29 protein-coding genes are annotated in these 25019 nt (G+C 70.5%); 19 read left to right on the top strand and 10 right to left on the bottom strand.

Annotation, left to right across the window (positions count from 1 at the left end; translation table 11 throughout):
- The first annotated feature begins 13 nt into the window (after positions 1-13).
- The 10 genes from ABZ887_RS33680 to ABZ887_RS33635 all read left to right on the top strand — a co-directional run bounded on the left by ABZ887_RS33680 (position 14) and on the right by ABZ887_RS33635 (position 9970).
- Positions 14-589: a carboxymuconolactone decarboxylase family protein gene (locus tag ABZ887_RS33680; RefSeq protein WP_361297769.1), complete on the top strand. Its 576-nt coding sequence runs from the start codon at positions 14-16 to the stop codon at positions 587-589.
- Positions 589-1521, top strand: a complete 933-nt coding sequence (locus ABZ887_RS33675) for an aldo/keto reductase (RefSeq protein ID WP_361297766.1) — start codon at positions 589-591, stop codon at positions 1519-1521. The genes ABZ887_RS33680 and ABZ887_RS33675 overlap by 1 nt, the downstream gene beginning before the upstream one ends.
- Complete coding sequence (locus ABZ887_RS33670) at positions 1518-2963, top strand: DHA2 family efflux MFS transporter permease subunit (RefSeq protein ID WP_361297763.1); 1446 nt, start codon at positions 1518-1520, stop codon at positions 2961-2963. The genes ABZ887_RS33675 and ABZ887_RS33670 overlap by 4 nt, the downstream gene beginning before the upstream one ends.
- 100 nt (positions 2964-3063) lie before the next feature.
- The gene (locus tag ABZ887_RS33665) at positions 3064-4011 is read left to right on the top strand and encodes a LysR family transcriptional regulator (protein ID WP_361297760.1); all 948 of its coding nucleotides are present in this window, start codon (positions 3064-3066) and stop codon (positions 4009-4011) included.
- Between the two features lie 267 nt (positions 4012-4278).
- Complete coding sequence (locus ABZ887_RS33660) at positions 4279-5535, top strand: MFS transporter (RefSeq protein WP_361297757.1); 1257 nt, start codon at positions 4279-4281, stop codon at positions 5533-5535.
- Complete coding sequence (locus ABZ887_RS33655) at positions 5532-6170, top strand: bifunctional 4-hydroxy-2-oxoglutarate aldolase/2-dehydro-3-deoxy-phosphogluconate aldolase (protein ID WP_361297754.1); 639 nt, start codon at positions 5532-5534, stop codon at positions 6168-6170. The genes ABZ887_RS33660 and ABZ887_RS33655 overlap by 4 nt, the downstream gene beginning before the upstream one ends.
- Positions 6167-7132, top strand: coding sequence for a C-terminal binding protein (locus ABZ887_RS33650; protein WP_361297751.1), 966 nt, complete (start codon positions 6167-6169; stop codon positions 7130-7132). The genes ABZ887_RS33655 and ABZ887_RS33650 overlap by 4 nt, the downstream gene beginning before the upstream one ends.
- Before the next feature lie 58 nt (positions 7133-7190).
- Positions 7191-7841, top strand: a complete 651-nt coding sequence (locus tag ABZ887_RS33645) for an RraA family protein (RefSeq protein ID WP_361297748.1) — start codon at positions 7191-7193, stop codon at positions 7839-7841.
- 3 nt (positions 7842-7844) lie between these two features.
- A complete protein-coding gene (locus tag ABZ887_RS33640; protein ID WP_361297745.1) occupies positions 7845-8828 on the top strand; it encodes a sugar kinase in 984 nt (327 codons plus the stop codon).
- Positions 8825-9970 (top strand): L-dopachrome tautomerase-related protein, encoded by a 1146-nt coding sequence (locus tag ABZ887_RS33635; RefSeq protein ID WP_361297743.1) that lies wholly within the window; start codon positions 8825-8827, stop codon positions 9968-9970. The genes ABZ887_RS33640 and ABZ887_RS33635 overlap by 4 nt, the downstream gene beginning before the upstream one ends.
- A 223-nt stretch (positions 9971-10193) precedes the next feature.
- Here ABZ887_RS33635 and ABZ887_RS33630 read toward each other — a convergent pair whose 3' ends face one another.
- On the bottom strand, positions 10194-11165 hold the full coding sequence (locus tag ABZ887_RS33630) for a LysR family transcriptional regulator (protein ID WP_361297742.1): 972 nt from the start codon (positions 11163-11165) through the stop codon (positions 10194-10196).
- Positions 11166-11326: 161 nt separating this feature from the next.
- Between ABZ887_RS33630 and ABZ887_RS33625 the strand changes: the two genes are divergently transcribed.
- The 5 genes from ABZ887_RS33625 to ABZ887_RS33605 all read left to right on the top strand — a co-directional run bounded on the left by ABZ887_RS33625 (position 11327) and on the right by ABZ887_RS33605 (position 14260).
- Positions 11327-12022: a type 1 glutamine amidotransferase domain-containing protein gene (locus ABZ887_RS33625; RefSeq protein ID WP_361297741.1), complete on the top strand. Its 696-nt coding sequence runs from the start codon at positions 11327-11329 to the stop codon at positions 12020-12022.
- A 28-nt stretch (positions 12023-12050) separates the two neighbouring features.
- Positions 12051-12566 (top strand): SRPBCC domain-containing protein, encoded by a 516-nt coding sequence (locus tag ABZ887_RS33620; protein WP_361297740.1) that lies wholly within the window; start codon positions 12051-12053, stop codon positions 12564-12566.
- An 85-nt stretch (positions 12567-12651) separates the two neighbouring features.
- Positions 12652-13536 carry an NAD(P)-dependent oxidoreductase gene (locus ABZ887_RS33615; protein ID WP_361297738.1) on the top strand — a complete coding sequence of 295 codons (885 nt, stop codon included), beginning with the start codon at positions 12652-12654 and terminating at the stop codon, positions 13534-13536.
- A gap of 14 nt (positions 13537-13550) precedes the next feature.
- Positions 13551-13973 (top strand): PPOX class F420-dependent oxidoreductase, encoded by a 423-nt coding sequence (locus tag ABZ887_RS33610; RefSeq protein WP_361297735.1) that lies wholly within the window; start codon positions 13551-13553, stop codon positions 13971-13973.
- 83 nt (positions 13974-14056) lie between these two features.
- On the top strand, positions 14057-14260 hold the full coding sequence (locus tag ABZ887_RS33605; protein ID WP_361297914.1) for an Imm7 family immunity protein: 204 nt from the start codon (positions 14057-14059) through the stop codon (positions 14258-14260).
- Positions 14261-14275: 15 nt separating this feature from the next.
- On the opposite strand, the gene ABZ887_RS33600 is transcribed toward ABZ887_RS33605, so the two are convergent.
- From ABZ887_RS33600 to ABZ887_RS33585, 4 genes are all read right to left on the bottom strand, one after another.
- Complete coding sequence (locus ABZ887_RS33600; RefSeq protein WP_361297911.1) at positions 14276-15847, bottom strand: MDR family MFS transporter; 1572 nt, start codon at positions 15845-15847, stop codon at positions 14276-14278.
- Positions 15848-16003: 156 nt separating this feature from the next.
- Entirely contained in the window at positions 16004-16936 is a 933-nt protein-coding gene (locus ABZ887_RS33595) for an ester cyclase (protein WP_361297732.1), read from the bottom strand.
- Positions 16937-16997: 61 nt separating this feature from the next.
- Entirely contained in the window at positions 16998-17855 is an 858-nt protein-coding gene (locus ABZ887_RS33590; RefSeq protein ID WP_361297730.1) for an SDR family NAD(P)-dependent oxidoreductase, read from the bottom strand.
- Positions 17856-18226: 371 nt separating this feature from the next.
- Complete coding sequence (locus ABZ887_RS33585) at positions 18227-18478, bottom strand: hypothetical protein (RefSeq protein WP_361297727.1); 252 nt, start codon at positions 18476-18478, stop codon at positions 18227-18229.
- Positions 18479-18677: 199 nt separating this feature from the next.
- Here ABZ887_RS33585 and ABZ887_RS33580 point away from each other — a divergent pair, with 199 nt between their 5' ends.
- The 3 genes from ABZ887_RS33580 to ABZ887_RS33570 are packed head-to-tail and all read left to right on the top strand — an operon-like array spanning position 18678 to position 20882.
- Complete coding sequence (locus ABZ887_RS33580) at positions 18678-19802, top strand: oxygenase MpaB family protein (protein ID WP_361297724.1); 1125 nt, start codon at positions 18678-18680, stop codon at positions 19800-19802.
- Positions 19803-19827: 25 nt separating this feature from the next.
- Positions 19828-20475 (top strand): LUD domain-containing protein, encoded by a 648-nt coding sequence (locus ABZ887_RS33575; protein ID WP_361297721.1) that lies wholly within the window; start codon positions 19828-19830, stop codon positions 20473-20475.
- A gap of 53 nt (positions 20476-20528) precedes the next feature.
- Positions 20529-20882 (top strand): DoxX family protein, encoded by a 354-nt coding sequence (locus ABZ887_RS33570; RefSeq protein ID WP_361297718.1) that lies wholly within the window; start codon positions 20529-20531, stop codon positions 20880-20882.
- A gap of 78 nt (positions 20883-20960) precedes the next feature.
- Here ABZ887_RS33570 and ABZ887_RS33565 read toward each other — a convergent pair whose 3' ends face one another.
- Positions 20961-21260 (bottom strand): hypothetical protein, encoded by a 300-nt coding sequence (locus tag ABZ887_RS33565; protein ID WP_361297715.1) that lies wholly within the window; start codon positions 21258-21260, stop codon positions 20961-20963.
- A 415-nt stretch (positions 21261-21675) separates the two neighbouring features.
- Between ABZ887_RS33565 and ABZ887_RS33560 the strand changes: the two genes are divergently transcribed.
- Positions 21676-21801 carry a hypothetical protein gene (locus tag ABZ887_RS33560; protein WP_361297712.1) on the top strand — a complete coding sequence of 42 codons (126 nt, stop codon included), beginning with the start codon at positions 21676-21678 and terminating at the stop codon, positions 21799-21801.
- Positions 21802-22046: 245 nt separating this feature from the next.
- On the opposite strand, the gene ABZ887_RS33555 is transcribed toward ABZ887_RS33560, so the two are convergent.
- The 4 genes from ABZ887_RS33555 to ABZ887_RS33540 form a co-directional block, all read right to left on the bottom strand.
- Positions 22047-22349, bottom strand: coding sequence for a hypothetical protein (locus ABZ887_RS33555; protein ID WP_361297709.1), 303 nt, complete (start codon positions 22347-22349; stop codon positions 22047-22049).
- Positions 22350-22821: 472 nt separating this feature from the next.
- On the bottom strand, positions 22822-23262 hold the full coding sequence (locus tag ABZ887_RS33550; RefSeq protein WP_361297706.1) for an SRPBCC family protein: 441 nt from the start codon (positions 23260-23262) through the stop codon (positions 22822-22824).
- Positions 23263-23408: 146 nt separating this feature from the next.
- A complete protein-coding gene (locus tag ABZ887_RS33545; protein WP_361297703.1) occupies positions 23409-24155 on the bottom strand; it encodes an Asp/Glu racemase in 747 nt (248 codons plus the stop codon).
- 20 nt (positions 24156-24175) lie between these two features.
- Positions 24176-25018, bottom strand: a complete 843-nt coding sequence (locus tag ABZ887_RS33540) for an alpha/beta hydrolase (protein WP_361297701.1) — start codon at positions 25016-25018, stop codon at positions 24176-24178.
- Between the last annotated feature and the right edge of the window lies 1 nt (position 25019).

Genomic DNA, 25019 nt, shown 5'->3' with positions numbered 1-25019 from the left:
AGGCACCAAGCACATGCGACTGACCCCCATCACCAGCCTCACCGCGGAGCAGACCGAACTCCTCGAAACCATCGTCGGACCCGGAGTCGAACCGCCCCCGCCGTTCCTCGTCTGGGCGCGCAACATGGAACTGGCCCACTGGGTCGAGAACCTCGGCCGCTACTGCCGCAACGAGTCGCGCTTCCCGCAACGGCTGCGTGAGCTGAGCGTGCTGATCGCGGGCCGCCACTTCGACAGCCAGTCCGCGTGGAACGCCCACATCCAGCAGGCGGTCGAGGAGGGCGTCCCGGCCGAGTGCCTGGAACGGCTCGCGCGCGGTGAGGACCCGGAGTTCAAGGCCGACGACGAGCGGGTCTTCCACGCCTTCGCCCACGAGATGCTCTACGACCACTTCGTCACCGACGAGACCTACGCGCAAGCGCTGGCGCTCTTCGGGGAGGAGGGCGTGCTCGACCTGATCGGCTGCATCGGCAGCTTCTCCATGTCCGCGATGATGCTCAACATCTTCCGGGTCCCCCTGCGGCCCCACCTGCCCCGCCCGTTCGCCGACGTGGACGGCTTCCGCAAGGTCGCCGGGGGCGAGGCCTGATGCCGCGTTCGCCGCTGCAGATGCTCGACGGACTGCTCGGCCAGGAAGGCATGGAGAGCGCGGCGCACCGCTTCGTCCTCGGCGGTCCCTTCGGCGCGGAGCCGGCCGAGGTCTCCGCCGCGCGGCTGGCGCACTTCGCCGACGCGGGCGGACTGCTGGTCGAGACCTCGCACAGCTACGCCAAGGGCCAGGCCGAGGTCGCGATCGGCCCCTGGCTGCGCCAGAACCCCGGCACACTCGGTGTGGCCACCAAGGTCGGCCACGATTTCACCGGCGCGGACATTCCGCTCAGCCGCGACACCGTCCACGGCCATGTACGGGCCGCGCTGCGCAGCCTGGGCGTGGAGACCATCGACGTCCTCCTCTACCACTGTGACGACCCCGACCGGCCCGTCGCGGAACTCGCCGACACCCTGGTGAGCCTCGTCGAGGCCGGCTACGTCCGTCGTGTCGGCGCCTCCAACTGGCCCGCGCAGCGCCTGTCCGCCCTCACGGCCGAACTGGCCGAGCGTGGCCACACGCCGGTGGCCAGTTACCAGTTCAGCCTCGCCGAACCCGACCCGGCGCACCTGGGCGGCAGCCTCCACGCGGACCGTGCCGTCCTCGACGTCGTCGGCGAACACCGGCTGCCGCTGCTCGCCTGGTCCTCCCAGGCCCGCGGCTACTTCGCTCGCACCGAGCCGCGGGAGATCAACGGGAGACCGGACCCGTACGACACGGTGGACAACCGGCACCGCCGCCGGCGCTGCCTGGAACTCGCCGACCAGCTCGGCACCCGACCGGAGACGGTGGCTCTGGCCTGGACTCTCCACCACCCGCAGGTGTGGCCGTCGATCGGCGCCAGGACGACCGAGCAGATCGATCGATCGCTGGAGGCCCGCCGGCTCCAGCTGACGGACGCCCAGGTCGGCTGGCTCCGGCACGGCCGGTGAGGGACCAGGGATTCGCGACCGGGCGGGGTTTCGCTCCGCCGCCCGGCCGTCGTGTCTCCGCGAAGGTCGCGGTCGGCGTGGTGTCCGTCGCCGCGAACTTCATGGCGATCATGGACACCACGATCGTCAACGTGGCCCTGCCGGCCCTCGGCCACGACTTCTCCGTGGACACCTCCGGCCTGAGTTCCGTCAACGTCGGTTACCTCGTGGCGATGGCCGTCTTCATCCCCGTCTCCGGCTGGCTCACCCACCGCTTCGGCACCCGCCGCACCGCACTGGCCGCACTGCTGCTGTTCACCGCGGCCTCCGGCCTGTGCGCCACGGCCGACTCCCTGATGGCGCTCACGGGTTACCGCGTTCTCCAGGGGGCGGGCGGCGGTCTGCTGGCTCCCGTCGGGATGACGATGATGCTGCGTGCCTTCCCCGTGGCCGAGCGGTTGGGCGCGCAGAGGTACCTCATGCTGCCGACCGCCGTCGCGCCGGCCCTCGGCCCGGTCCTCGGCGGCTGGCTGGTCGACACCGCCTCCTGGCACTGGGTGTTCCTCGTCAACCTGCCCGTCGGGACGCTCGCCCTGCTCTTCGGGCTGTGGACCCTGCCCGACGTCCCCGGAGCGGGCGCGCCCCGCTTCGACCTTGCGGGCTTCGTCCTGGCGGGAGGCGGCCTCGCCGCCGTCCTGTACGCACTCACCAGAGCCCCGGACCGCGGCTGGGGGAGCGGGCACACCCTCGTCCCGCTGCTGGGTGGCGCAGTACTGCTCACGCTGATGGTGCCCTGGGAACTGCGCGCCAGGCATCCCATGATCGACCTGCGGATCGTCGAGGACCAGCTCTTCCGCACCACCCAACTGGGCCTGCTCCCGATGGGGGCCGCCTTCATGGGCGTGCTCTACCTCTACCCGCAGTTCCTCCAGACCGGCCTCGGCTACGACGCCCTCCACGCGGGACTGTCCACCTTCCCGGAGGCACTGGGCATGCTGACCGTCAACCAGCTCATGCCCCTCCTGCACGCCAGGGTCGGCCCCAGGCGTCTGATGGCCGCGGGCGGCGGGGGCGCCACACTGATCATCGTGTTCCTGGCGGCTGGAACAGGTGACTCGCCGTCCTTCACGCTCTACCCGGCCATGTATCTGCTCGGCTGCTCGGTGGGTCTCCTGTTCGCCAGCGGTCAGAACGCCGCCTTCGTCACCATCCCGCCCTCCCGCACGGCCGACGCCACCACCGTGCTCACCATGCAGCGGCAACTCGCCGCGGCCTGCGGGGTGGCCCTGGCCGGAACCCTCGCCGCCCACGGCTACCGTGCCGGCTTCCTCACCATGGGGGCGGTGAGTCTGTGCGCCGCCCTCTTCTCCCTCCGGGTCAGCGACCGCCGGGTCCGGGAGGGTTACCGCGCGGACAACGCCCGCACAGCGTCCGCTCATCGGGCGCCTGCGGCGGATCCCTGACGGATCCGTATGCTGGGCGTCCCGGTGGCCGGGACAATCGGTCCGAAGAATGGACATCGCTCCGCCCGCACCTGACGGCAGCGCGTGTGAGGTGGTCGCAGTGCTCAGAACCGATGTCCGGCTGGAATGGTTTCTCTCCTTCCTCGCCGTGGTGGACACCGGCAGCTTCGGCGCGGCGGCCGAGTCCACGCACCGCTCGCAGCCGCGCGTGAGCATGCATGTCGCCGCGCTGGAGCGGGAGGCCGGGGTGGCACTGTTCGACCGGCGCAGACGTCCCGTGGCACTGACCGACGCCGGCGCCGCCCTCGCCGACCACGCCCGCCGCATCCTCGGGGAACTGCACCTGGCGGAGGAGGCCATGGCCGCCCGGCGCGGCACCGCGCGGGGCGTGGTGACGCTCGGCAGTTACCCGAGCCCGAGCGCGGCGTTCGTCCCCCGTGTCCTGGGCGGGCTGGCCCGGACGAACCCTGACATCGAGGTGATCCTTTCCGACCACTCCATCCCGGTCCTGGACGAGGCCTTCGCCGGCGGGCGGATCGATGTCTGTCTGCGGCCGCTGACCCCGCCCCCCACCTCCAAGTCCCTGCGCCACCAGACCCTGTGGTGGGAGCCACTGGTCGTCGTCCACCCGCCGGACCATCCGCTCGCCGCGGTCCCGGGACCGCTGCCGGTCGCCGCCCTCGCCGAACACCCGGTCATCACCATCGGGCGGGCCGAGGACATGGCCTTCGAGTGGTACAAGCTCTTCCGCGACCGCGGCCAGGACCTCCAGCCCGTGCACACGACGAACCAGCCCCAGACCGTCATCGGACTCGTCCGGGAGAACCTGGGCGTCGGCATCATGAACGCCCTGGCCGCGCGTGTCTCGGACACGACGGGCGTCGCCGTGCGCCGGCTGGAGGGGGACTGCGGTCGGCGTGTCGCCGCGTTCTGGGACGCGTCGCGTCCGCTGACGCCCGCCGCGCGCACCCTGTTCCGCCACCTCGGCACCACCCCCATCCCCGAGGGAACGGAACCGGCGCCCGCCGAGGACGTCGCGGGAGTCTGAGCGCCCAGCGTGAGCCGAACGCTTCATCAGCAAAGCGAATACAGGCATTCGAAACGTGTGCTTAACGCGCTCGACATGCCCGCCTAGCCTCGTCATGCGGACGGCCCCGCAGGCCGCACCCCCCACCCCGCCCTCCCCGCCCGCTCGCACCGCACTGGAGCCCGCATGTCTCCAATTACCGAGAGTAATCAAGAGGATGCTCGGAGAGACGCCCCGTCCCCGCCCAGAGGCCGGGCCTTCCGGGGCACCCGCTGGGGGATCATCTCGGTGGTCTTCGCCGGTACCGCCGTCAACTACCTCGACCGCGCCAACCTCAGCATCGCGCTGCCGTACATGAAGGACGACCTGCACCTCTCGGGCACGGTCTCCGGCCTCCTCCTCGGCGCCTTCTCCCTGACCTACGCGCTGATGCAGTTTCCGGCCGGCTGGCTGGTCGACAGACTGGGCCCGCGCAGGCTCTACGGCTACGCCCTGATCGCCTGGTCGGTGGTCACCATGCTCGTCGGCGCCGCCACCGGCCTGCTCGTCCTGGTACTGCTGCGCATGCTGCTGGGCGTGGCCGAGTCCCCCGCCTACCCGTCCAGTGCGAAGATCGTCTCCAGGTGGTTCCCGCTGCGGGAACGTGCCACCGCCGCCTCCGTCTTCGACAGCGGCGCCCGGATGGGCAGCGCCGTCTCCCTGCCGCTGATCACCGGCGTCATCGCCTGGCTGGGCTGGCGCGGCGCGTTCGTCGCCGCCGGCCTGGTCGGTCTGGCCTTCGGCGTGTTCTGGCTGAGGTTCTACCGCGACCCGGAGGACCACCCGCGGCTGTCCGCCGAGGAACTCGCCTACATCCAGGCCGACTCGAAGGCCGAGACCGCGACCGCGGCGGAGACCGGGACTCGCGGCGCACGCGAACCCCTGCCCTGGATCGCGCTGTTCAGGCACCGGGCCACCTGGGGCATGATGCTCGGCTTCTTCTGCCTCTCCTTCGTCCTCTACTTCTTCATCACCTGGTTCCCGTCCTACCTGGTCGACGCCCGCGGCTTCGACCTCCTCAAGCTCGGTTTCTTCGGCATGATCCCGGCCCTGTGCGCCATGCCGGCCGAATGGCTCGGCGGACTGCTCCAGGGGCGCCTGATCGCCCGCGGCAGGAGCGTCAACTTCGCCCGCAAGGTGCCCCTGGTCAGCGGCCTGGTACTGGCCTCCGTGATCGTGTTCGCCGGTTCCGCCCCCAACGCGGCCACCGCACTGATCCTGCTGACCGTCTCCTACTCCGCCCTGACCTTCGCCGCCTCCAGCCTGTGGGCCATGCCCTCCGACATAGCCCCGACCCCGGGCAACGTCGCCTCCCTCGCGGGCATCCAGGGCTTCGGCTCGAACTTCGCGGGCTTCCTCAGCCCGATCGTCGTGGGCTCACTGCTCGACGCCGGAAACGGCTCCTACGGTGTGCCGCTGACCGTCGCCGGTGGCGTGTCGATCGCGGGCGCCCTCGTCTACGGCCTGGTCATCGGCCGCATCGAGCCGCTGGGGAGCGCCAGGTGAGTTTCCTCGACTCGCTGAAGGGCGCGGGCTGCGTGGCGGTGCTGCGCAGCCGGTCCGCAGCCGACGCCGTGACCACCGCCCACGCCCTCGTCGAGGCGGGCATCCGAGGCATCGAACTCACCTTCACCGTGCCGGACGTCCTGACCGCCGTGGACCGGCTCCGCGCCGAACTGCCCGACGACGTCCTGGTCGGTCTGGGGACCGTGACCCGCCCCGAGCAGGTCAAGGACGCGGTGGCCGCCGGAGCCCGGTTCCTGGTCAGCCCCGGTACGGACGCGGGTCTCGGCCGGGCCCTCGCGGACAGCCAAGTCCCCTTCCTCGCGGGGGCGTTGACGCCCAGTGAGGTGATGGCGGCCATCGCGTACGGGCCCGCCGCCGTCAAGCTGTTCCCCGCCTCCGCCGTCGGTCCCTCCTACCTCAGGGCCCTGCGCGGCCCCTTCCCCGAGGTGCCGGTCGTGCCCACGGGAGGCATCGGCCCGGACAACGCCGCCGACTGGATCGGCGCCGGAGCCGTCGCCGTGGGCGCGGGCGGCTCGCTCGCACCCGTGGACGCCTCTCCCGAGTCCCTGGACCGGGCCCGCGAGACGGCCGTCGCCCTGCTCGCCCGTATACACAGCGCTGGAGCCTCTTCGTGAAAGTCGTCATCACCGACTCCGAGTACCCCGACTTCGACATCGAGCGGAAGGTGCTGGAGGAGGCCGGACTGAGCGTCGTCCGCGCCCAGGTCCGCACCCCCGATGAGGTCGCCGAGGCGGCCCGGGGCGCCGACGCGCTCATCGTCCAGTGGGCGAAGGTCACCGACGAGGTGTACGAGGCCGCGCCCACCGTCGGCCTGGTCTCCCGCTACGGAGTCGGCGTCGACAATTTCGACGTGGCGGGCGCCGAGCGGCGCGGCATCTGGATCGCCAACGTCCCCGACTACGGCACCCAGGACGTCGCCGCCCACGCCTTCGCCGGCGTCATGGCCGGCGCCCGCCACCTCAAGCAGTACGACGCGCTCAGCGCCCGGGGCACCTGGGACTACCTGGCCACCGGCCCGGTCCGCAGGCTCTCCTCGCTGACCATGGGCGTCCTCGGCATCGGCCGCATCGGCCGCACGCTGGCCGCCGGCGCGGCACCCTGGTTCGGGTCCGTCATCGCCTACGACCCCGCGCTGCCGGACGCGGCATGGCCGGCCGGTGTCGAACGAGTAGGCCTGGACGAGCTGTTCCGGCGCTCCGACACGCTCTCGTTGCACCTTCCGCTGAACGCCGACACCCGGCACATCGCGGACGCCCGCCGACTGGCCCTGATGCCCCCCGGCGCGATCCTCGTGAACACCGCTCGCGGCGGGCTCGTCGACGAACGGGCCCTGTACGACGCCCTGGAGTCCGGACACCTGGCGCTCGCGGCGGTGGACACCTGGACCGACGAGCCCGTGCCCGCCGACCACCCCCTGGTGGGCCACCCCAAGGTCATCGCCACCCCGCACGCCGCCTGGTACTCCCAGGAGGCCGAGGAGGAGGTACGCCGCCGGGCCGCCCTCAACGTCGCCACCTGGGCACGCACCGGTGCACCGGACCACGCCGTGGTCGCCGGCACCCGCAGCCCGCGCTGACCCGCACAACCCCGCCCCGCACCCCGCACCCCGCATTCTCAGGAACGAAGGAGCATCCATGCCCGCCACCTATCCGCAGCAAGTCATCGAAGCCTTCCGCGCGATCACCACCGCCTCAGTCGCCGACGCGGTGGAGCAGGTCGGGGTCCGCGGCTACCTCGACGGCGCGATCAAGCCGGTCGCCCCCGGCAAGATCGTCGGCCCGGCGGTCACCGTCCGGGAGGTGCCCGCCGAAGGGGCGCAGGCACCCGTCCACGCCCTGCAGGCCATCGACGAGTCCGCGCCGGGCAGCGTCATCTGCATCGCGGCCGACGGCGCGGACGTCGCTGTCTGGGGCGGTCTGATGACCGCGGGCGCGGTGGCCAACAAGCACGCCGGCGCGATCCTCGACGGCGGTGTACGCGATGTCGAGGAGATCAACCGGGACTTCGCCTTCCCGGTCCAGGCCCGCAGCGCGGTGCCCGCCACCACCCTGGGCCGGATCAAGACGATCTCCCTCAACGAGCCCGTGGTCCTCGGCGGAGTGACCGTCGAGCCCGGCGACCTGATCGTCGCCGACGGCGACGGCGCCGTCCGCATACCCGCCAGCCACGTGGGGGAGGTCCTCATCCTCGCCACCGAGATCGAGGAACGGGAGAAGGAGCAGACCAAGCTCATCCTCGAAGCCGGATCCCTGCGCGAGGGCCTGGCCAAGTACGGCCGGATCTGACCCATGGCCCATATACCCACTAGCCCCGCCGACATCCTCGCCCTCGGCGAACCGATGCTGGAGTTCAACGCCGACGCCGACGGAGCTCTGGAGAACGCCGGGTCCTTCGCGGTCGGCTACGGCGGCGACACCTCCAACTTCGCCGTGGCCGCCGCCCGTTCAGGCGGCCGTACGGCCTATGTGACCAGAGTCGGCGACGACGCCTTCGGTACCGTTCTCACCCGGCTGTGGCAGAGCGAGGGCGTCGACACGAGCCATGTCGCCCGGGAGCCGGGCGGCCGGACGGGCATCTACTTCATCGCCCGCGGCCCGGCCGGACACGGCTTCACCTACTACCGGGCGCACTCACCGGCCAGCCGGCTGACTCCGGACGACGTCCCCGAGCAGGCGGTCGGCGAGGCCCGGCTGCTCCACGTCACCGGCATCACCCAGGCGATCAGCACCAGCGCGTGCGACGCGGCCTTCCACGCCATGACCGTCGCCCGTGCCCACTCCACCCTCATCACCTACGACCCCAACCACCGGCCCGCGCTCTGGCCCGAGGACCGGGCCCGCGCGGTCATCCTGCGCAGCCTCGAACTCTGCGACATCGCCCTCCCCAACATCGAGGAGGGGCGCATGCTCACCGGCGAGGAGACACCCGAGGCCGTACTCCGTGCGCTGCGCGCCCGGGGCCCGAAGGTGGTCGTCCTGAAGATGGGGGAGCAGGGGGCACTGGTGGCCGACGACGCGGGCGTGACACATATCCCGGCATACCCCGTCACCCCGGTCGACGCCTCTGGGGCGGGCGACACCTTCGACGGGGCGTTCGCCGCCCGTCTGGTCGAGGGCGCCTCGCCGCTGGAGGCCGCCCGGTACGCGGCGGTCGCCGCGGCCCTCACCACGACCGGTCACGGCGCCGTCCGGCCCATTCCCGGCCGCGCCGAGGTACTGAGCCGACTGACCGCGGCCGAGCACGAGTTCTCCCGAGGAGAGGCACACGCATGAAGCGACGTACGTTCATCACCGCGACCACCGTGTCCCTGACGGCCACGGGACTCGCCGCCCCGGCGTCCGCCTCCACGGGCCGGAAACCCGGGTACGAAGTGGTCCACCGCTTCCGGGCGGCGATGCCCACCGGTGTCACCGTGTCCCGTCACGGCCGGATCTTCGTCAACTACCCTCGCTGGGGCGACGACGTCCCCTTCACCGTGGCCGAGATCCGCGGCGGCAGGGCCGTGCCCTTCCCGGACGCCGAGGTCAACCGCGAGGACGCCGCCGACCTGGCCGGGCACTTCCAGTCGGTGCAGAGCGTCGTCGTCGACCCCGCCGACCGGCTGTGGATCCTCGACACCGGCAGCCCGCTGTTCGCCGCCTCCGCCTACGGCGGCCCGAAGCTGGTGGCGGTCGACCTGCGCACCGACCGGATCGTGCGCAGGATCCTCTTCCCGTCCGACGTGGTGCCCTCCGACGGCTACCCGAACGACGTGCGCTTCGATCTGCGGCGCGGGGCCGAGGGGATGGCGTTCATCACCGACTCGGGCGGCGACAACGGCGTCATCGTCGTCGACCTGGCCACGGGCCGCTCCTGGCGGCGGCTGACCGGAGACCCCTCGGCGCTGCCCGACCCGGACTTCCTGCCCGTCATGGACGGCGAGCCCTTCATGAACCGGCCGGCGGGGGCGGCACCGACGCACTACGAGGTCGGCTCGGACGGCATCGCCATCAGCGACGACGGCAAACTGCTCTACTACTGCCCGCTGTCCAGCCGCCGTCTGCAGAGTGTGTCCGTCGACGTGCTCGCCGATCCCGACGCCACCGAGGCGGACGTCGCCGCCACCGTGGTGGACCTGGGCTACAAGCCCATGGCCGACGGACTGGAGAGCGACGACAAGGGGCGGCTGTACGGCGGCGACCTGGAGCACGACGCCCTGTGGCGCCGCAATCCGGACGGCACCTACGACACCCTCGCCCAGGGATCCGAGCTGGTCTGGATAGACACCCTCTCCGTCTCCTCCGACGGCCACATCTACGCCATCGCCAACCAGCTCAACCGCCAGGCCCCCTACCACGAGGGCGTGGACCTGCGCCGCAAGCCCTATCTCCTCATCCGGGTGCCGATCGACGCGGGCCCGGTGCGGCTGCGGTAGCAGGAGGCCGAGCGACAACGGGGCAGCGGCTGACGCATGGGTGCCGCCACCGGGTCCGGACCGGCTTCGACAGCAAGTCCGGACCCGGCCGTGTCGTCGGTTCCTGGGCGAACCGGTGCGCCAGGAACTCGCCGTCACGGGCCCGGGGGCTTCTTGACGGCCGCCGAGCCCAGCGGGTCGAGGAGCCGAGCAGCGCGGGCGCGTGGGGCCTCGGGATGAGCGGCTACCAGGCGCGGGCGGCCTGCCGGAGGAGGTCGCGGACGCGCAACACGTCGGGGTTGGTGTCGGCGCCGGGCCGCTGGACGAGGAAGAGGGTGTTGAGCGGGGGCTCCTCCGGTTCGTGCAGGAGTGCCAGTCGGCCCGAGTCCAGGTAGTCCTGGCACAGCGAGCGGGGCAGCACGCTGTAACCGGCCCCGGCGTTGACCGCCGACAGCACGGCGTACAGATTCGGCACGGTGAGGGCGGCGCGGGCGGTGAGCTGCCTGCCGAAGACAGTGCGCCAGTAGCGACGCACGATCGGCAGGTCCTCGGCATATGTCACCATCGGAACCTTGTGCAGCGCCGCGCACAGGGCGTCGACACGGGGCCGGGCGGCGAGATGTTCGGCCCAGGCGGGGCTCGCGACCAGTACGTACTCCTCGTCGGCGAGCGGCACCGACTCCAGCGCCCGGCCGCGCGGCCGGCGGGTGGCGATCACCAGGTCGTGCCGGCCGGAGCGCATCTCCTCCAGCAGCGGCTCCGGCAGGCCCTGAGTGACGCGCAACTGGACGCCGTCGGCGACGAGCGGGACGAGGGCGGGCAGCACCCGGACGCACAGCAGCTCCGACGGCCCGGCCAGATGCACGGGCGTGATCGGCGCGCCCGTGTCCTCCAGTATGGCCAGCGCGTCGAGCGGGCTCGCGATGTGTCCGGCGAGTTCATGGGCGTAGGGGGTCGGTTCCACACCCCGCGGCAGCCGGGTGAACAGGTCCCGGCCGGTCTGCTGCTCCAGGGTGCGCATCTGCGCGGTCACGGTCGGCTGGGACAGCCCGAGCAGTGGGGCTGCGGCTGTGAACGAACCCGAGCGGTACACAGTCAGGAACGTGCGCAGCAGATTCAGGTCCGCGTGCGCAGGCAACTGCTTGCCACCGGCCGCAGGAGTCACTTCCAGGGCCCGGCCCGCAGGCTCCTCCGCAGTGATGGTCTGCTTCTTCATGGGTGCCAGCTTAACGACCGGTCATATCGGAGTTCCGATGGAAGGAATCGGCATACCTATTGGTGAGCGGATGGTGCTTCGGCCTACCGTCCTCTCTGTCGCCGAGTGGCGACTCACCGCCCGAGTGGCGACGATGCGGCCAGAGGCATGGGAGAAAGCACGTGGCGAGGATTCTGTTCGTGATGACTGGAGCCGACCGGTGGACGCTGGCTGACGGCACCACCCACGCCACCGGTTTCTGGGCGGATGAGGCGGTGGTGCCGTACGAGGCTTTCCTGTCGGCCGGCCACGAGATCACCGTCGCGACGCCGGGCGGCGTGGTGCCGCCGGTGGACCCCGCCAGCCTGGCCCCGCAGGCCAACGGGGGCGAAGAGAACGCCGCGGCGGTGCGGGCCGTCGTCGAGGGCGCCGCGGAATTTCGCACCCCGGTCGCCCTCACGGACGTACGGCTCGACGGCTTCGACGCCGTGTACGTCCCCGGCGGCCACGGTCCGATGGAGGACCTGGCCGTCGACGCCGATTCCGGCCGCATCCTCACCCGGGCCCTGGAGGCCGGGCTTCCCGTCGGCGTCGTCTGCCACGGGCCGGCGGCCTTGCTCGCCGCCGTCAAGGACGACGGCACCAACGCGTTCGCCGGTTATCGGATCACTGCGTTCACCAACACGGAGGAGCGGCTGGCCGGCAGTGCCGACAACGCGAGGTGGCTGCTCCAGGACCGGCTCACCGAGGCCGGCCTGAAGGTCGAGGTGGGCGAGCCGTGGGCCCCGCACATCGTGGTCGACCGGGGCGTCGTCACCGGCCAGAACCCGGCCTCCGCCGGCCCGCTCGCCGCCGAACTCCTCAAGAAGCTTTCCTGACACCGCACTTCACCGTAAGGACACCCGCATGACCACGCAGAACGCGATCAACTGGCCCGAGAAGTACCTTCCCGGCACCGGCGACAACTTCGTCTCCAACGAGGTGATCGTCAAGGGCGTCACCGCCGCCCGGGTCTGGCACTACCTGACCGACACCTCCGAGTGGGAGGGCTACTACGACAACGTCGCCGACATCTCCTTCCCCCAGGGCGGCGGCCCGGAACTGAAGGACGACCAGGTCTTCAGCTTCGGCACCTTCGGTTTCCCGCCGCTCGCCGCTCATGTCGTGGAGTTCCAGACCCCGGCGGAGGGCACTCCCGGCCGGCTTTCCTGGACGGCGAAGCAGGACGGCAAGCCCGAGGAGCGCCTCGACGTGCTGCACGCCTGGCTGGTGGAGGACCTGCCCGGCGGCCGGGTACGGATCCTCACCCAGGAGACCCAGATCGGCGCACCGGCCGCGGCCCTGGCGAACGAGCGCCCGAACCCGATGCTCAACGGCCACCAGGCCTGGCTCGACGGCCTGATCCGCGCCGCCGCCGAGTAGACCCTCGTCCGGGTGTGCCCGTCAGGACGGGCACACCCGGCGCTTCGTCTGCCCACCGCACCGCAGGATTCAGGAAGTTGACGTCATGACCGACAAGCTCACCGTGAGCGTCCTGGGCACCGGCATCATGGGTGCCGCGATGGCGCGCAATCTCGCCCGGGGCGGACACACCGTCCGCGCCTGGAACCGGAACTACGCCAAGGCCGAACCACTGACCGCCGACGGCGCGTTCGTCGCGGACACCCCCGCCGAGGCCGTGCGGGGCGCCGACGTCGTCCTCACCATGCTCCACGACGGAGCCGCCACGCTGGACGTCATGCGGCAGGCCGCCCCCGAACTGCGCCCCGGCACCGCCTGGGTGCAGTCCGCCACCGCCGGCATCGAGGCCATCGCCGGCCTGGCCGTACTGGCACGTCAGCTCGAACTCGTCTTCTACGACGCCCCGGTGCTCGGCACCCGCCAGCCCGCCGAGGCCGGACAACTGCTCGTCCTCGCAGCTGGACCGGTGGACGGACGGGAGAGGGTGACGCCCGTCCTCGACGCGGTCGGCGCCCGCACTGTGTGGACCGGTGCGGACGGAGCGGAAGCTACCGCCACCCGGCTGAAGCTGGTCGCCAACAGCTGGGTCATCGCGACCACCAACGCCCTGGGTGAGGTCCTGGCCCTGGCCCAGGCACTCGGCGTCGACCCGCAGAGCTTCTTCGACGCGATCGCCGGCGGCCCTCTCGACATGGGCTACCTGCGTGCCAAGTCCGGGCTGATCCTCGACGACCGGCTTTCCCCGGCCCAGTTCGCGGTGGCCACCGCCGCGAAGGACGCCCGGCTGATCGTCGAGGCCGGCGAGAAGAACGGCGTCCGCCTGGACGTCGCCGCCGCGAGCGCCCACCGCCTGGAGCGCGCCGTCGCACAGGGCCACGCGGACAAGGACATGGCCGCCGCCTACTTCGCCAGCTTCGACGAACAGCACTGATACACGGAGACGAGATGTCCAAGCCGCCCCTGCCACCCGAGGCGCAGGACCTGCTGCGCCGCCCCAACCCGGCTGTCATGGCCACGCTTCGCTCCGACGGCACGCCGGTGTCCACACCCACCTGGTACCTGTGGGAGGACGGCAGTGCGCTGATCAGCCTGGACGAGGGCCGCGTCCGCCTGCGGCACCTGCGCCGCGATCCTCGCCTGACCCTGACCGTCCTCGACGGCGGCGACTGGTACACCCACGTCACCCTGATCGGCCGGGTCGTCGACACGTATGAAGACGACGGCTTGACCGACATCGACCGCATCGCCGGCCACTACACCGGCAAGCCCTACCCGGACCGGGTCCGGGCCCGGGTCAGTGCCTGGATCGAGGTGGAGCGCTGGCACGGCTGGGGCCAGCACAGGGACAGCGACCAGGCATTCACCTGAGACGAGGACGAGAGGCAGCGGGAGACGTTCCCGCCCGCGTCGCCTGATCCCCGGCCACAGGGGCCGGACAGCCGGGCTCGGCCATCGCCCCTGGTTCCCCCGGTCTCCTCCTTGTTCACGATGACGAAGAACCGGGTCACGAGAACGAGGTACGCGTACTGAGGCTCGTCCGGAGCATCGTCACGCCACACGGAGGCGTTGCTGTCCCCGTACATCCCTACGGTGGAGGATCCATTCGCGGGTTGAGGCGTCCGACTGCACGGCCACGAGAACCGGAACACTCGTGATCCGCCGGACAGACCTCAGACGGGATCGACCCCGGGGGTCCGGGGGTCGGCCGGCGCAGTCGTGGGGCGCTCGTGTTGCGGCTCGGGATCGGGTTCGAGCGCGTGGTCCCTGAGAGGGGTCTCCCGGATGAGGAGGGCCAGCGCCAGGCCGAGCAGGGCGGCGGGAGCGGCGAACAGGAAGAGATCGGCGATGCCGTCCCCGTAGGCGCTCTTGACGATGGTCCGCAACGGTTCGCGGAGCGTGGACAGGTCGGGAACGCTGCCCTGGGTGTCCGACGCCGCCTTCGGCGCGCCGATGCGGGCGAGTCCGTCGGAGACGTAGTGGGTCACACGATTGGACAGGAGCGCGCCGAGAGCGGAGACGCCGACGGTGCCCCCGAGCGAGCGGGTGAACGCCACCAGGGAACTGGTGGCGCCGAGGTCGGTCGCGTCGGCCTGGTTCTGTGCCGCGAGCACCAGGTTCTGCATGCTCATGCCGAGCCCGAGCCCGGTGAGTGCCATCGCGGTCGCGACCTGCCCGTACGGGGTGTCGTAGTGCAGCCGGGCCAGCAGGGCCAGCCCGGAGGTCAGCAGGATGCCACCCGAGATCAGCCATGCCTTCCAGCGCCCGGTGCGGGTGATGAGCCGGCCGGAGACGGTGGAGGCCAGGAACAGGCCGGCGATCATCGGGATGGTCATGAGTCCCGCCTTGGTGGCGGAATCGCCGCGGGCGAGTTGGAAGTACTGGCTGAGGTAGACGGTGGCGGCGAACATGGAGGCGCCGACGAAGAGCGAGACCGAGGTGGCCAGGGCGATGGTGCGGTTGCGGAACAGCCGCAGCGGGATGACCGGGTCGACGGCCTTCGTCTCGGTCAGCGCGAACAGGGCCGCCAGGACGACGGATCCCCCGAGCATCGCGTAGGTCTGCCACGAGTTCCAGGGATACGAGTCCCCGGCCAGCGTCACCCAGACCAGCAGCAGGCTCACCGTCGCCGTGATCAGCGCGGCACCCAGCCAGTCCACCTTCTTGCCGCCGGTGCCGCCGGGCAGGCGCAGCGTCCGCTGCAGCACGCCCAGGGCGAGTACGGCGAACGGCACGCCGACGTAGAAGCACCAGCGCCAGCCGAGCCAGGACGTGTCGGTGATGACGCCGCCGATGAGCGGGCCGGCGACGGTGGCCACAGCGAACACGGCGCCGAGGTAGCCGTTGTAGCGGCCCCGCTCGCGCGGCGGGATCATTGCGGCCAGGACGATCTGGGACAGCGCCGTCATGCCGCCGGTGCCTATGCCCTGGACGGCGCGCATCGCGATGAGGAGCGCGGTGCCCTTGGCGAGCCCGGCGAGGACGGACCCGGTCACGAAGATGACGAGAGCGGTCTGGATCAGACGCTTCTTGTCGTAGAGGTCGGCGAGCTTGCCCCACAGGGGGGTGGACGCCGTCATCGTGAGCAGGGTCGAGGTGACGACCCAGGTGTAGGAGGACTGGGTCCCGCCCAGGTCGGAGACGATGTGCGGGAGGGCGTTGGAGACGATCGTGGAGGACAGGATTGCCACGAACATGCCAAGCAGAATCCCGGACAGGGCCTGCATGATCTGACGCTGTGTCATGGCGGCGGGGACGGGGGTGGACTGCGGGGAGTGTGATGCGTCGACGGTGGGCATGGGTGCTCTCAAGGTCGTGGATGTGCGGTGGGGGACGCCGTGGCGGACGTGCGGTGCGGGACGCCGTGGTGGATGCGCACGGCGGCCCGCACCAGCAGGCGATCAGTGGCCGTTCATGACCCCGAGGGAGTCGAGCATCGCGAGGAAGTCCGTGGTGTCCCAGTGTTCGACGATCACGCCGTCCTCGAAGCGGAAGGTGTCGGCGGTGGTGAAGTCGACGGCTCGCCCGGTGGCCGGGAGGGGACCCAGATCGCCGAGGTGGTATCCGTCCCAGCGGCTGCGGGTGATGACCCGGTCCCGCTCGGCCACCATCTGCACCTGGTACGCGCGTCCCTTCTGGAAGACCTTGCGGAATCCGACGAACTCCTCGTTGAAGTGGGAGGCGCCGTCGGGGGCGCGGCCGGTGTTCTGGATGTAGACGTCGGCCATGCCGTAGGCGTCCTCGGCGTTGCCGGTGGCCACGACCCCTTCGTACATGGCACGTACCTGGGACTTGTGCCAGTCGGGCCTGGTGGTCTGCCGGTTGACGCCGATACCGAAGGGCGACCCGGGCTTCTCGTCGAAGAGCGGGATGCTCGGGGGGATCAGACCGCACTCGGCGAGGATGCGGTAGCTGTCCTCGACCTCCCAGTGTTCGACCAGCCGGCCGGCCCGGTGGCGGAAGAAGTGGTGGTTGCCGATACGGAAGCTCTTGCCCGTGGGCTCGTGTCCGGCGTACGGCCCTTCGTGGGTGCCGGAGACGTAGGTCCGAAGGGCGAGCAGGTCGCCCTCCACGACGACTCCGACGTTCTCGTGGATCTCGTAGGTGAGGTCGGGGAAGGCTCTGCGCAGGGTGAGCAGTCGGTTCTTCTCGCCGTTGCGGCCGGTGGTTCCGGTGCGACGGTGGCTCTCGTAGGTCGGGGCGAGTACGCGGTCGATGTCGTCGTCGGTGCCCTCGTTGAGCGCTTTGAAGTACTCGCGGACGACGAGGTCGGCCTGTTGGTTCTCCCAGGTGAGGTGGAAGCCGTCGAGGCTGGTGGCGGGGATGAGACTCACGGTGGTGTCGCCTTTCCGGTCTTGCTGAGTCGCGTTCTTCGAGTTCCCGCGGTGCGGTCGGTCAGAGCACGCCCATCATGTGGGCGATCTTCTGGTCGGCTTCCTGGTCGGGCAGGGAATCGACGAGGTCGAGGATCTTCTGGTCCGCGGGGTCGGTGAGCACCCGCGTCGGCGGGTTCGGGTCGGCCAGCAGGCCGGCGATCTGGGCGGCGACGTCCTTCGGGTCGACGCCCCCGTCCGCCGCCTCGAGGTCGGCCTTGGCGAAGCGGCGCAGCGACTCGCCGTACAGGGCGTCCTGTTCGGGCGTCAGACCGTCGATGAGGGCCTGTTGGTTGCGAGCCGCCTTGGGGAGCGCGTTCGTACGCATCTTTCCGGCGCGGACGATGGTGATCGGGATGGACCAGGGCAGCAGTTCGCGGCGGAGCAGGTCCATCAGCCCCTCCATGGCGAACTTGGAGCCAGCCAGGATCCCCTTGTACGGCAGCGCGACGTGGCCGGTGAGCGAGCCGATCTCGACTATGCGGCCGTGGCCGCGACGCAGGGCCGGCAGCAGTGCCTTGATGGTGGCCACATGCCCGAAGACGTTCACGTCGAACTGCCGGCGGATTCCCTCCATGGAGACGATCTCCATCGGTCCGGGCACGAGGATGCCGGCGTTGCTGATCAGGGCGAACAGGCCCTGGTCGCCGATCTGCTCCTCGACGGTGCGCGCCATCGCCTCGACCTGGGCGTCGTCGGTGATGTCCATGACGATCGGGGTGACCCTGCCCCCTGTGGCCGCGGACAGGTCGTCGGACTCCGCCTCGTCGAGGGTGGTTCCGAAGACGCGGTAGCCCTGTTCGGCCAGCAGCATCGCGGTTGCCCTTCCGAGGCCCTCGGAAGCTCCGGTGATGACGACGGCTTGGGTATGGTCGGCCATGAGTGTCCTCCTCAAAGGGTGACAAACGGCATTTTGTGAATGGACTCATGAGCGAGTGCGGGTGTTTCGTCATGAGTGCGTGAGTGAAAATATCGCAATCACACAATCATAGGTGAAATGAGCGGTGTCAAGTCTGGTGGTTGTGGTGGCTGTGTGCGCTCCCTGTGGGGTGCGTGATGCCCGGGTCGACCCTCACGTGCCGCTGGGTCGTACGGATGGGGCCGGCCGTGGCCGGTGTCGCCTTCGGGTGGGCGGTGGTGGTGCCGGGGGGTGGGTCGACGCTCGGGGTCGCGACTGCCGCGCTGCCCCCACTGTGCGCAGCCGAGATCGCCGCGTGGCGGTCGGCGATCTCTTCCGGGGCGAGTGGGCCCTCAGCGTGGTACCGGCTCGTCACCGCCTGGCGCGTACCGGGCGGGGCGCGGCTGGTGTCCGGTGTGCTGTCCGCCTCGAAGAGGCCTCTGGGGCGCGCCCTCCTCGGCGATCCGCAGAAGGGATTCCGCCAACTCCTTGCGCGGGGCCGCGTACTTCGCCGCCCGGATGGGGCGCGGATCGGGCGGCGTGAAGGCGCGCCGCCCTCCGATGTGCGTGTCCGTGTCGGCGCTGCTCTCGCCGGTCGGAGCCATGGCCGCGAGTCTAGCGAGCGTTAGCTTTTACCTGAATAGTGGCCGCTCGAGAGCTCGTGCGGCTGTTCGGGCGCATGGGGCGACTTGACCTTTCGCTAAATCACAGTAACTTAGGTGATTAAGTGATCGGTGGTGCTCGGTAGACCCCCATGGGGTGCACGGCCGGTCAAGGATTTCGCAACCTCCCTGGAGGCCAGGCATGACAACCCAAGCCGCCGTAGCCGAGCGCAAGGCTCTCGTCGAACGGTCACTGCACGTCGGAGACCCCCTGGCCGACGCCGTGATCGCGGAGATGGACGAGCTCGGGGCACCGGCACGAGGCACCTTCAACGAGGGCCTGGAGAAGGGGCTCGCGTCGCTCCAGGACGTGCCGCCCGCGATCGCTGCCCTGCTGGCCGAGGTCCAGGCCGTTCCGGACTGGGTGGACGCGGAGAAACTGGCCAGGGGTGAGACCGGGTACCTGTCCGTCGAGGTGCAGTGGACCCAGATCGCACTGGCGCTCGGCTCGCTGCTGCCCGAGTACAGCACGCCCCGTATCGCGGGCGTCCTGGCCGGCACTGGTCGGCTGGTGACGATCACCCAGCGTCGGCTGCAGGAGACGGGCAAGTGGCTCAACAGCGTGGCCCTGCCCGGCGGGATGCTGCTGGGCGGCCCTGGCTACCTGGACACCGTGCAGGTGCGGCTGATGCACGCGCGAGTACGCAAGACCCTGCTGAAGCACGGCCACGACACCGCGACCCTCGGGACGCCGATCAACCAGGTCGACCTGGTGCGCACCTGGCTGGACTTCACCTACAGCCCCCTTGAGGCCCTCCAGAAGCTGGGCATCACCTTCACCGACGACGAGATGGCCGGTCTCTACGGCTACTGGCATTACGTGGCCTACCTCCTCGGTGTCGACCCGGACCTCTACCAGAGCATCACCAACCACCAGGAGGCGGGGGAGTGGTACGCCGCGATCGCGGCGGTCAGCGGTGAGCCGGACGAGAACTCCGTCGCCCTGACCGCGGCCACGATCGAGGTCCTGACGGGGATGCTGTCGCAGATGACGTTCAAGACCCCCCTGCCGCTCACCAAGGACCTCGTGGCGGCCTTCGCCCGTCGCATCCTGGGCGACGACCTCAGCGACCGGCTGGGCGTGGCCACGTCCGAACTGGTGCCCCTCGTCGAGTTGTTCGCGCAGGGCAACCGGCAGTCCCGGCGCTGGCTGCGGCTCTCCGACGAGGCATGGCAGCAGGGGCTGAAGGAGAACATCGCGGCCCGACGCTTCCTGATCAGCCTCACCGAGGGCGCCACCGTGTACGAGCAGAACCTGGCCGCCTGATCAACGGATTGAGGATTTTCCCCCCATGACTGAGAGCATCACCAGCGAACCACTGCCCCTGGACGACTCGTACGGCAGCCCGGTGTCGGCCGCGAGTCTCGACCGTGCCGTGGAGGCGCTGACCGCGAACGGCTTCACCGTGCGGACCGTCGACACCGTCGAGGACGCGCGGCGTCTCGTGAACGAAATCCTGCCGACCGACAAGGCTGTATTCACCTCGACCAGCGAGACGCTGCGCCTGTCCGGCATCGCCGAGGACATCGACGGCTCCGGCCGGTTCGTCAGCGTCCGCGCCGGCCAGGCGGACTGGGACCTGCGCGCACGGTACGACGAGGTCCGCCGTACGCGATCGGCCCCCGACGTCGTGGTGGGCAGCGTCCACGCCGTCACCGAGGACGGGCGCCTGGTCACAGCCTCCGCCAGTGGCAGTCAGCTCGCCCCCTACTCCTCCGGCGCCGCGAGCGCCGTGTGGGTCGTCGGCGCGCAGAAGATCGTCCCCGACCTGGAGTCGGCACTTCGCCGGATCGAGAGCTACTCCTACCCCAAGGAGGACGCGCGGGCCCAGCAGGCATACGGCCAGCGCAGCGTCGTCGCCAAGATCCTCATCACCAGCCGGGAGATCGTGCCCGGTCGTGGCACGGTCGTTCTCGTGCGCGAAGCCATCGGGTTCTGAACCCACCCCTCCCTCCCTCACCACCTTCCCTCAGCACCTCCCCGGAGTCAGCGATGTTCATCGTCACCGTCATACTCGCCGTCCTGCTGGCTCTGGCCTTCCTGGCCGCGGGTCTGCCCAAGATCGCAGGACAGGAGAAATCCGTTGCCCAGGCCGACCACCTCGGTGTTCCGCAGGGTGTCAACCGCGGCATCGGCGGCCTGGAGGTCCTGGGCGCCCTGGGCACCGTCGCGGGCCTGTGGGCTGCCTGGCTGGGTGTCGCGGCCGGCGTAGGCCTGGGTCTGCTCATGGTCGGCGCGCTGGGCGCGCACGTCCGGGCCAAGGACCCGGGCAAGGCGGTGGCACCGGCCACGGTGTTCGGACTGCTCGCCGTGGCGTACGTCGTGCTCCGGGCGGCGACCGCCTGAGGAAGCAGGCGCGCCGGGGAGACGCACGGCAGAAGGCGGTCGCCGACCTGGTCGGCGACCGCCTTTCCCTCTGCCTGGTCACTTGCCCGACCTCTGTTCACCTGCGGAGGAGCCGTGGAGCGTCTGGAACGGATGCGTCGCCATGCCGAGTCGGCGGTGGAGCCGGATCCCGGCGCGTTCGTCGAAGGCATGGCGGAAGGCGTCCGCATGGGCCGGGGCGACGCGGTCGTCGCCGGCAGCCTGTGGGAGCCTGAGCCCGGTGTGCTGATCGTCGAGGCGACCGTCACCTACCGCTACGAGAGCGAGGTGACCGAGCCTGTCCCTGTGACGAGCGTCTTCCGGTGGCGCGAGGACGAGGTGGTGGACCTGTGCGTCCACATGGACAGCGCGCGGACCTCAGCGTCTCTCGTAGCGGCTACGGCACGGACGTACCAGGGAGGCGCTGCTCGGCCCGGACCGTCCCGCCGCGCGTGGTGTGGCGGGTGCCCCAGCGATCGGACAGTTGCGCCACCGGAAGAAGCCCGTGATTGCCCTCGGCGAAGCCGTGGGCGCGCCGAAGACGGCGTGACGTGTTGTCGGCGTCCGGGACTTCGCAGATCAAGTTGCGGACGCGGATCAGACGCAGCCGGATGGGCTCCTCGCCGTAGCGGATGGAGTCGGTGATCAGCTCGTTGACGGCCAGCCCGGTGACGCAGGCACACTTCTACGGACCCTACTGCGTCAGGCGCTCCAGGGCCTGCGCGCGGGCTGTGGCCACGACGGACGGGGCGCACCGCAGTTCCCAGGTGGCGACGTGGGAACTGTCCAGGGCGCGGGCCCGCGCGACGAGGAGAGCGACGTCGGCGACTGGCTGATCGGGCAGGAGCCGGCCCAGTGCGGTATCGCACCCATGTTTCCAGCGACGGATTCGGAGCGGTGAGAGTGCGGCGCAGCAGCGCGCTGTCGGCGTCGTTGTCGCGCCCGCCTGCCTCGATCAGTCCGTCGGTGTACAGAGCGAGCAGACTGCTCTCCGGTACGTCGAGCACCACCTCTCGAGGAGGAGGCACAGTCGCCGTTGCCCGCCTCTCCAGCAGCATGCCGCTGGCGCGGTACGACAACAGGTCCGGGCCCGGCGGCGTCGCGGTGATCGGACGGCCTTGGCGGGAACGACGCCCATCCGGTCGGTCAGCCGTGTGCGGCGACCTGCCAGCGGTGGACAGGGCGCCGAGCGCCAACGCGGCTGTGCCCTGGATGTCGGCGTTGCAGGTGAGCAGCCGATCCGGTAGCGGGTGTACCCGGGCACCCGGGCCGGCCGTTCCCGTTGCCCGAGTGGTGCTCAGACGCCTTGCCCGGAACACCTGTTTTCGGCAACCTGCGCCGGCACAGGTTGCCGAAAACAGGCCGCGCGTGGGCGGTGGCGAAGTCCTCCCGCTGGAGCAGCGTGTCCGGCGGCTCGGTCTCGACGGCGCGGACGAACGCCTCGATCAACTCGTCGTACTCGGCGCCGGTCAGACGGCGCTCTCGCCGCCCGAGATGGCCAGTGCCCCGGCAGGCAGCGTTTGCCCGTCAGGGAGCGGCGTCCGGTGCGTGCTGTCGGCATGCCGACCGAAAGTCCTCGTACTGGATGTACTTGGGCTTTCGGCCGGTGTGGCGAGTGGGGGTACCCCCACCATGGGAGCGTGCCGGGCGTCACGACGGGGCGAACGTCGCCTGCCGGGGCACCAGGGTCGGCCGGGCCGAGGGCGGCTCGTTCGCGCGGGCTGAATGCCCTTGCCTTGTCGAGGAGCGGGTCGGCGAGGAGCGTGGCGCCGCGGTGGGGGGCAGGAGGATCTCGGTCATCACGAAATCGGGTGGGTTGCCTGCCACTACGGCAGTACGGGTGCTGCCGTACTGCCCGCCGGCGGGGCGGCGCGGGGAGGCCGTCCTCCACCGCCCCGCCGGGATTGGGGGCGCGCCCGGATCAGGGGTAGTAGGGGCCCTTCTTCTCGTGCGCGAGGATGTCCTCCACCAGGGCCTTCAGGTTCGCGAGGGACTGCGTCTCGGTGCCGGAGGTCACCGTCCTCGACTCGTCCGAACCGGCGCCGTCGACGGTCCGCCGGAACACCGTGGTCTCGCCGACCGCCTCGAAGGTGTACGAGATGCTGCCGGGGCCGGGCACGAGCGCGATCGTGACGCGCTTGGCACGCTCGTACTCCGTGACCTCCCAGGTGAGTTCCCTGGTGCCCTCGCCGGTACGGATGAACTCGGTGAAGGTGTCACCCGGGAGGAACGGACGCTGGACCGTGCCGGTGACGGACCGGGTGAGGATGTGCCACTCGGGCCAGTAACGGACCTGCGTGATGAGGTCGAAAACCTGCTCGACAGGTCCGTCGATGGTGATTTCCTTGTGGATGGGGTCCACGAGAGTTCTCCAGGTTGTGGGGTGTGGAAGAAACTTATGAAACGAACGAGACAGAAAGAACGAGGTGAAACGGACGAGACGGAACGGACGGTGTGACGGGGGCCGGGGCGTCGAGTCCTGGCCGGGTGGTCTGCCCTTCTCGCTGGTCAGTTCTTCTTGAGCAGTGCTCCGGCGCCGTCGGCGACGGTTTCCAGGCCGAGGGTGCGCAGGACCTTCCACGAGGTGGCGGCGGCCGCGGTGACGATGGGCAGGCCGAGGCGCTTCTCCGCGGCGGGGATCGCGGGGAGGGACGGCATCTGGACGCAGGCGGAGAGGACGACGGCGTCCACGCCGCGGGTGTCGAGGTCGGCGGCGATGTCCGGGAGGCGGGAGGGGTCCAGGCGGCCGACGGCGAGGTTGTCGTCGACCTCCAGGCTGATGGAGTCCTGGACCTCGATGCCCTCGGACTCGATGTAGCCGGCCACCAGCGCGGTGAGGGGCTTCATGTACGGGGTGACGATGGAGACCTTCCGGGCACCGAGGTGGTGCAGGCCCTCGACCAGCGCGCCGGCGCTGGACAGCACGTCGACCGCGCAGCCGTTCTCGGCGGCGGTCCGGGTGAGGTCCTCCTCGATGCCGCGGTGGACGCCGTTGCCCTGGGACATGATCGCGACCAGGCAGGCGTAGGCCATCACCTCGACCTGCGCGTCGGCGAGTTCGATCGCCGCCCGGCCGGCGTCGGCGTTCATCGCGGCCAGTTCGCTCTTCTCGACGGTCTTCATGCGCATGCGGCTCGCGTGGAAGGTGAACTGGTCACCCGTCAGCTCGCTCTGGCGGCGGAGTATCTCGGGGATCTCCGTCTCCATCGTGGTGTTGGAACTCGGCACCAGCAGGCCGATCCGGTGACTGGACATGGCTTTCCTTACGGTGTGTCTCAGAACTGGGTCTGGGAAGGGCGGTGAAGCATGGACAGGTACAGGTGGTCCAGCAGGGGCCACACGTACTCGGGGTTCTGCAGGTGCGGGTTGTGGCCCGCGCCGGCCAGCACGGTGGCCTCCGAGCGCAGACTCACCAGGTCGCGCGGCTGTGACAGCGGATCGTGTTCGCCCGTGGCCAGGACGGTCTCCTGGGCCCGGCACGCGGCCAGCAGCCCAGGCAGATCCGGTGCGCCGACCGCCAGCGAAGCGGAGTCGGCCACCATCTCCCACTGATCGCCGTCGCCGATCACGAGCGAGTCGCACAGGGCAGAGCCCGGATCGACCACGTCGTCCATGGCGGCGACCCTGAGCACCTGGCACACGGCCTCGTCACGGGAGGCGAAGACCCGGGCGGGCGCCGCCGCAACGGCGGCCAGCATGGCCTTCTCGCTGTCGGACCAGGCCGGTCGCACGCCGATCGCGCAGACGGTGGACACGTCGATGCCGAACCATCCGCTGGCCAGGGTCAGTGCGACCGCGCCGCCGAGCGAGTGCCCGAGGACGTGTACCGGAGTGCCCGGCGTGACGTGTTCGGCCACGGCCTGCGCGACATGCGCGGCCATCCTGCCGTAGCTGTAGTGGGACAGCCGGGTGGAGCGGCCGTGGCCGGGCAGGTCCGGGACCAGCCAACTGCCCGGCCAGCGCTCCCCAAGGATGCTTTCGAGGCCGTACCAGACGTCGCCGTTGACCAGCGCGCCGTGGAGCATCAGCAGTACGGGGCCGTCCGCTGTGCCGCCGAAGCGCAGCCGGACGCCGTTCTCGGACACCGACCGGTCCGTCAGCGACCTGGGGGATGACATG

Source organism: Streptomyces sp. NPDC047061 (assembly GCF_040643955.1).
Taxonomy (GTDB): Bacteria; Actinomycetota; Actinomycetes; order Streptomycetales; family Streptomycetaceae; genus Streptomyces.
The sequence above is the reverse complement of the archived record's forward strand: the minus strand, read 5'-3'. Positions and strand labels throughout refer to the sequence as shown.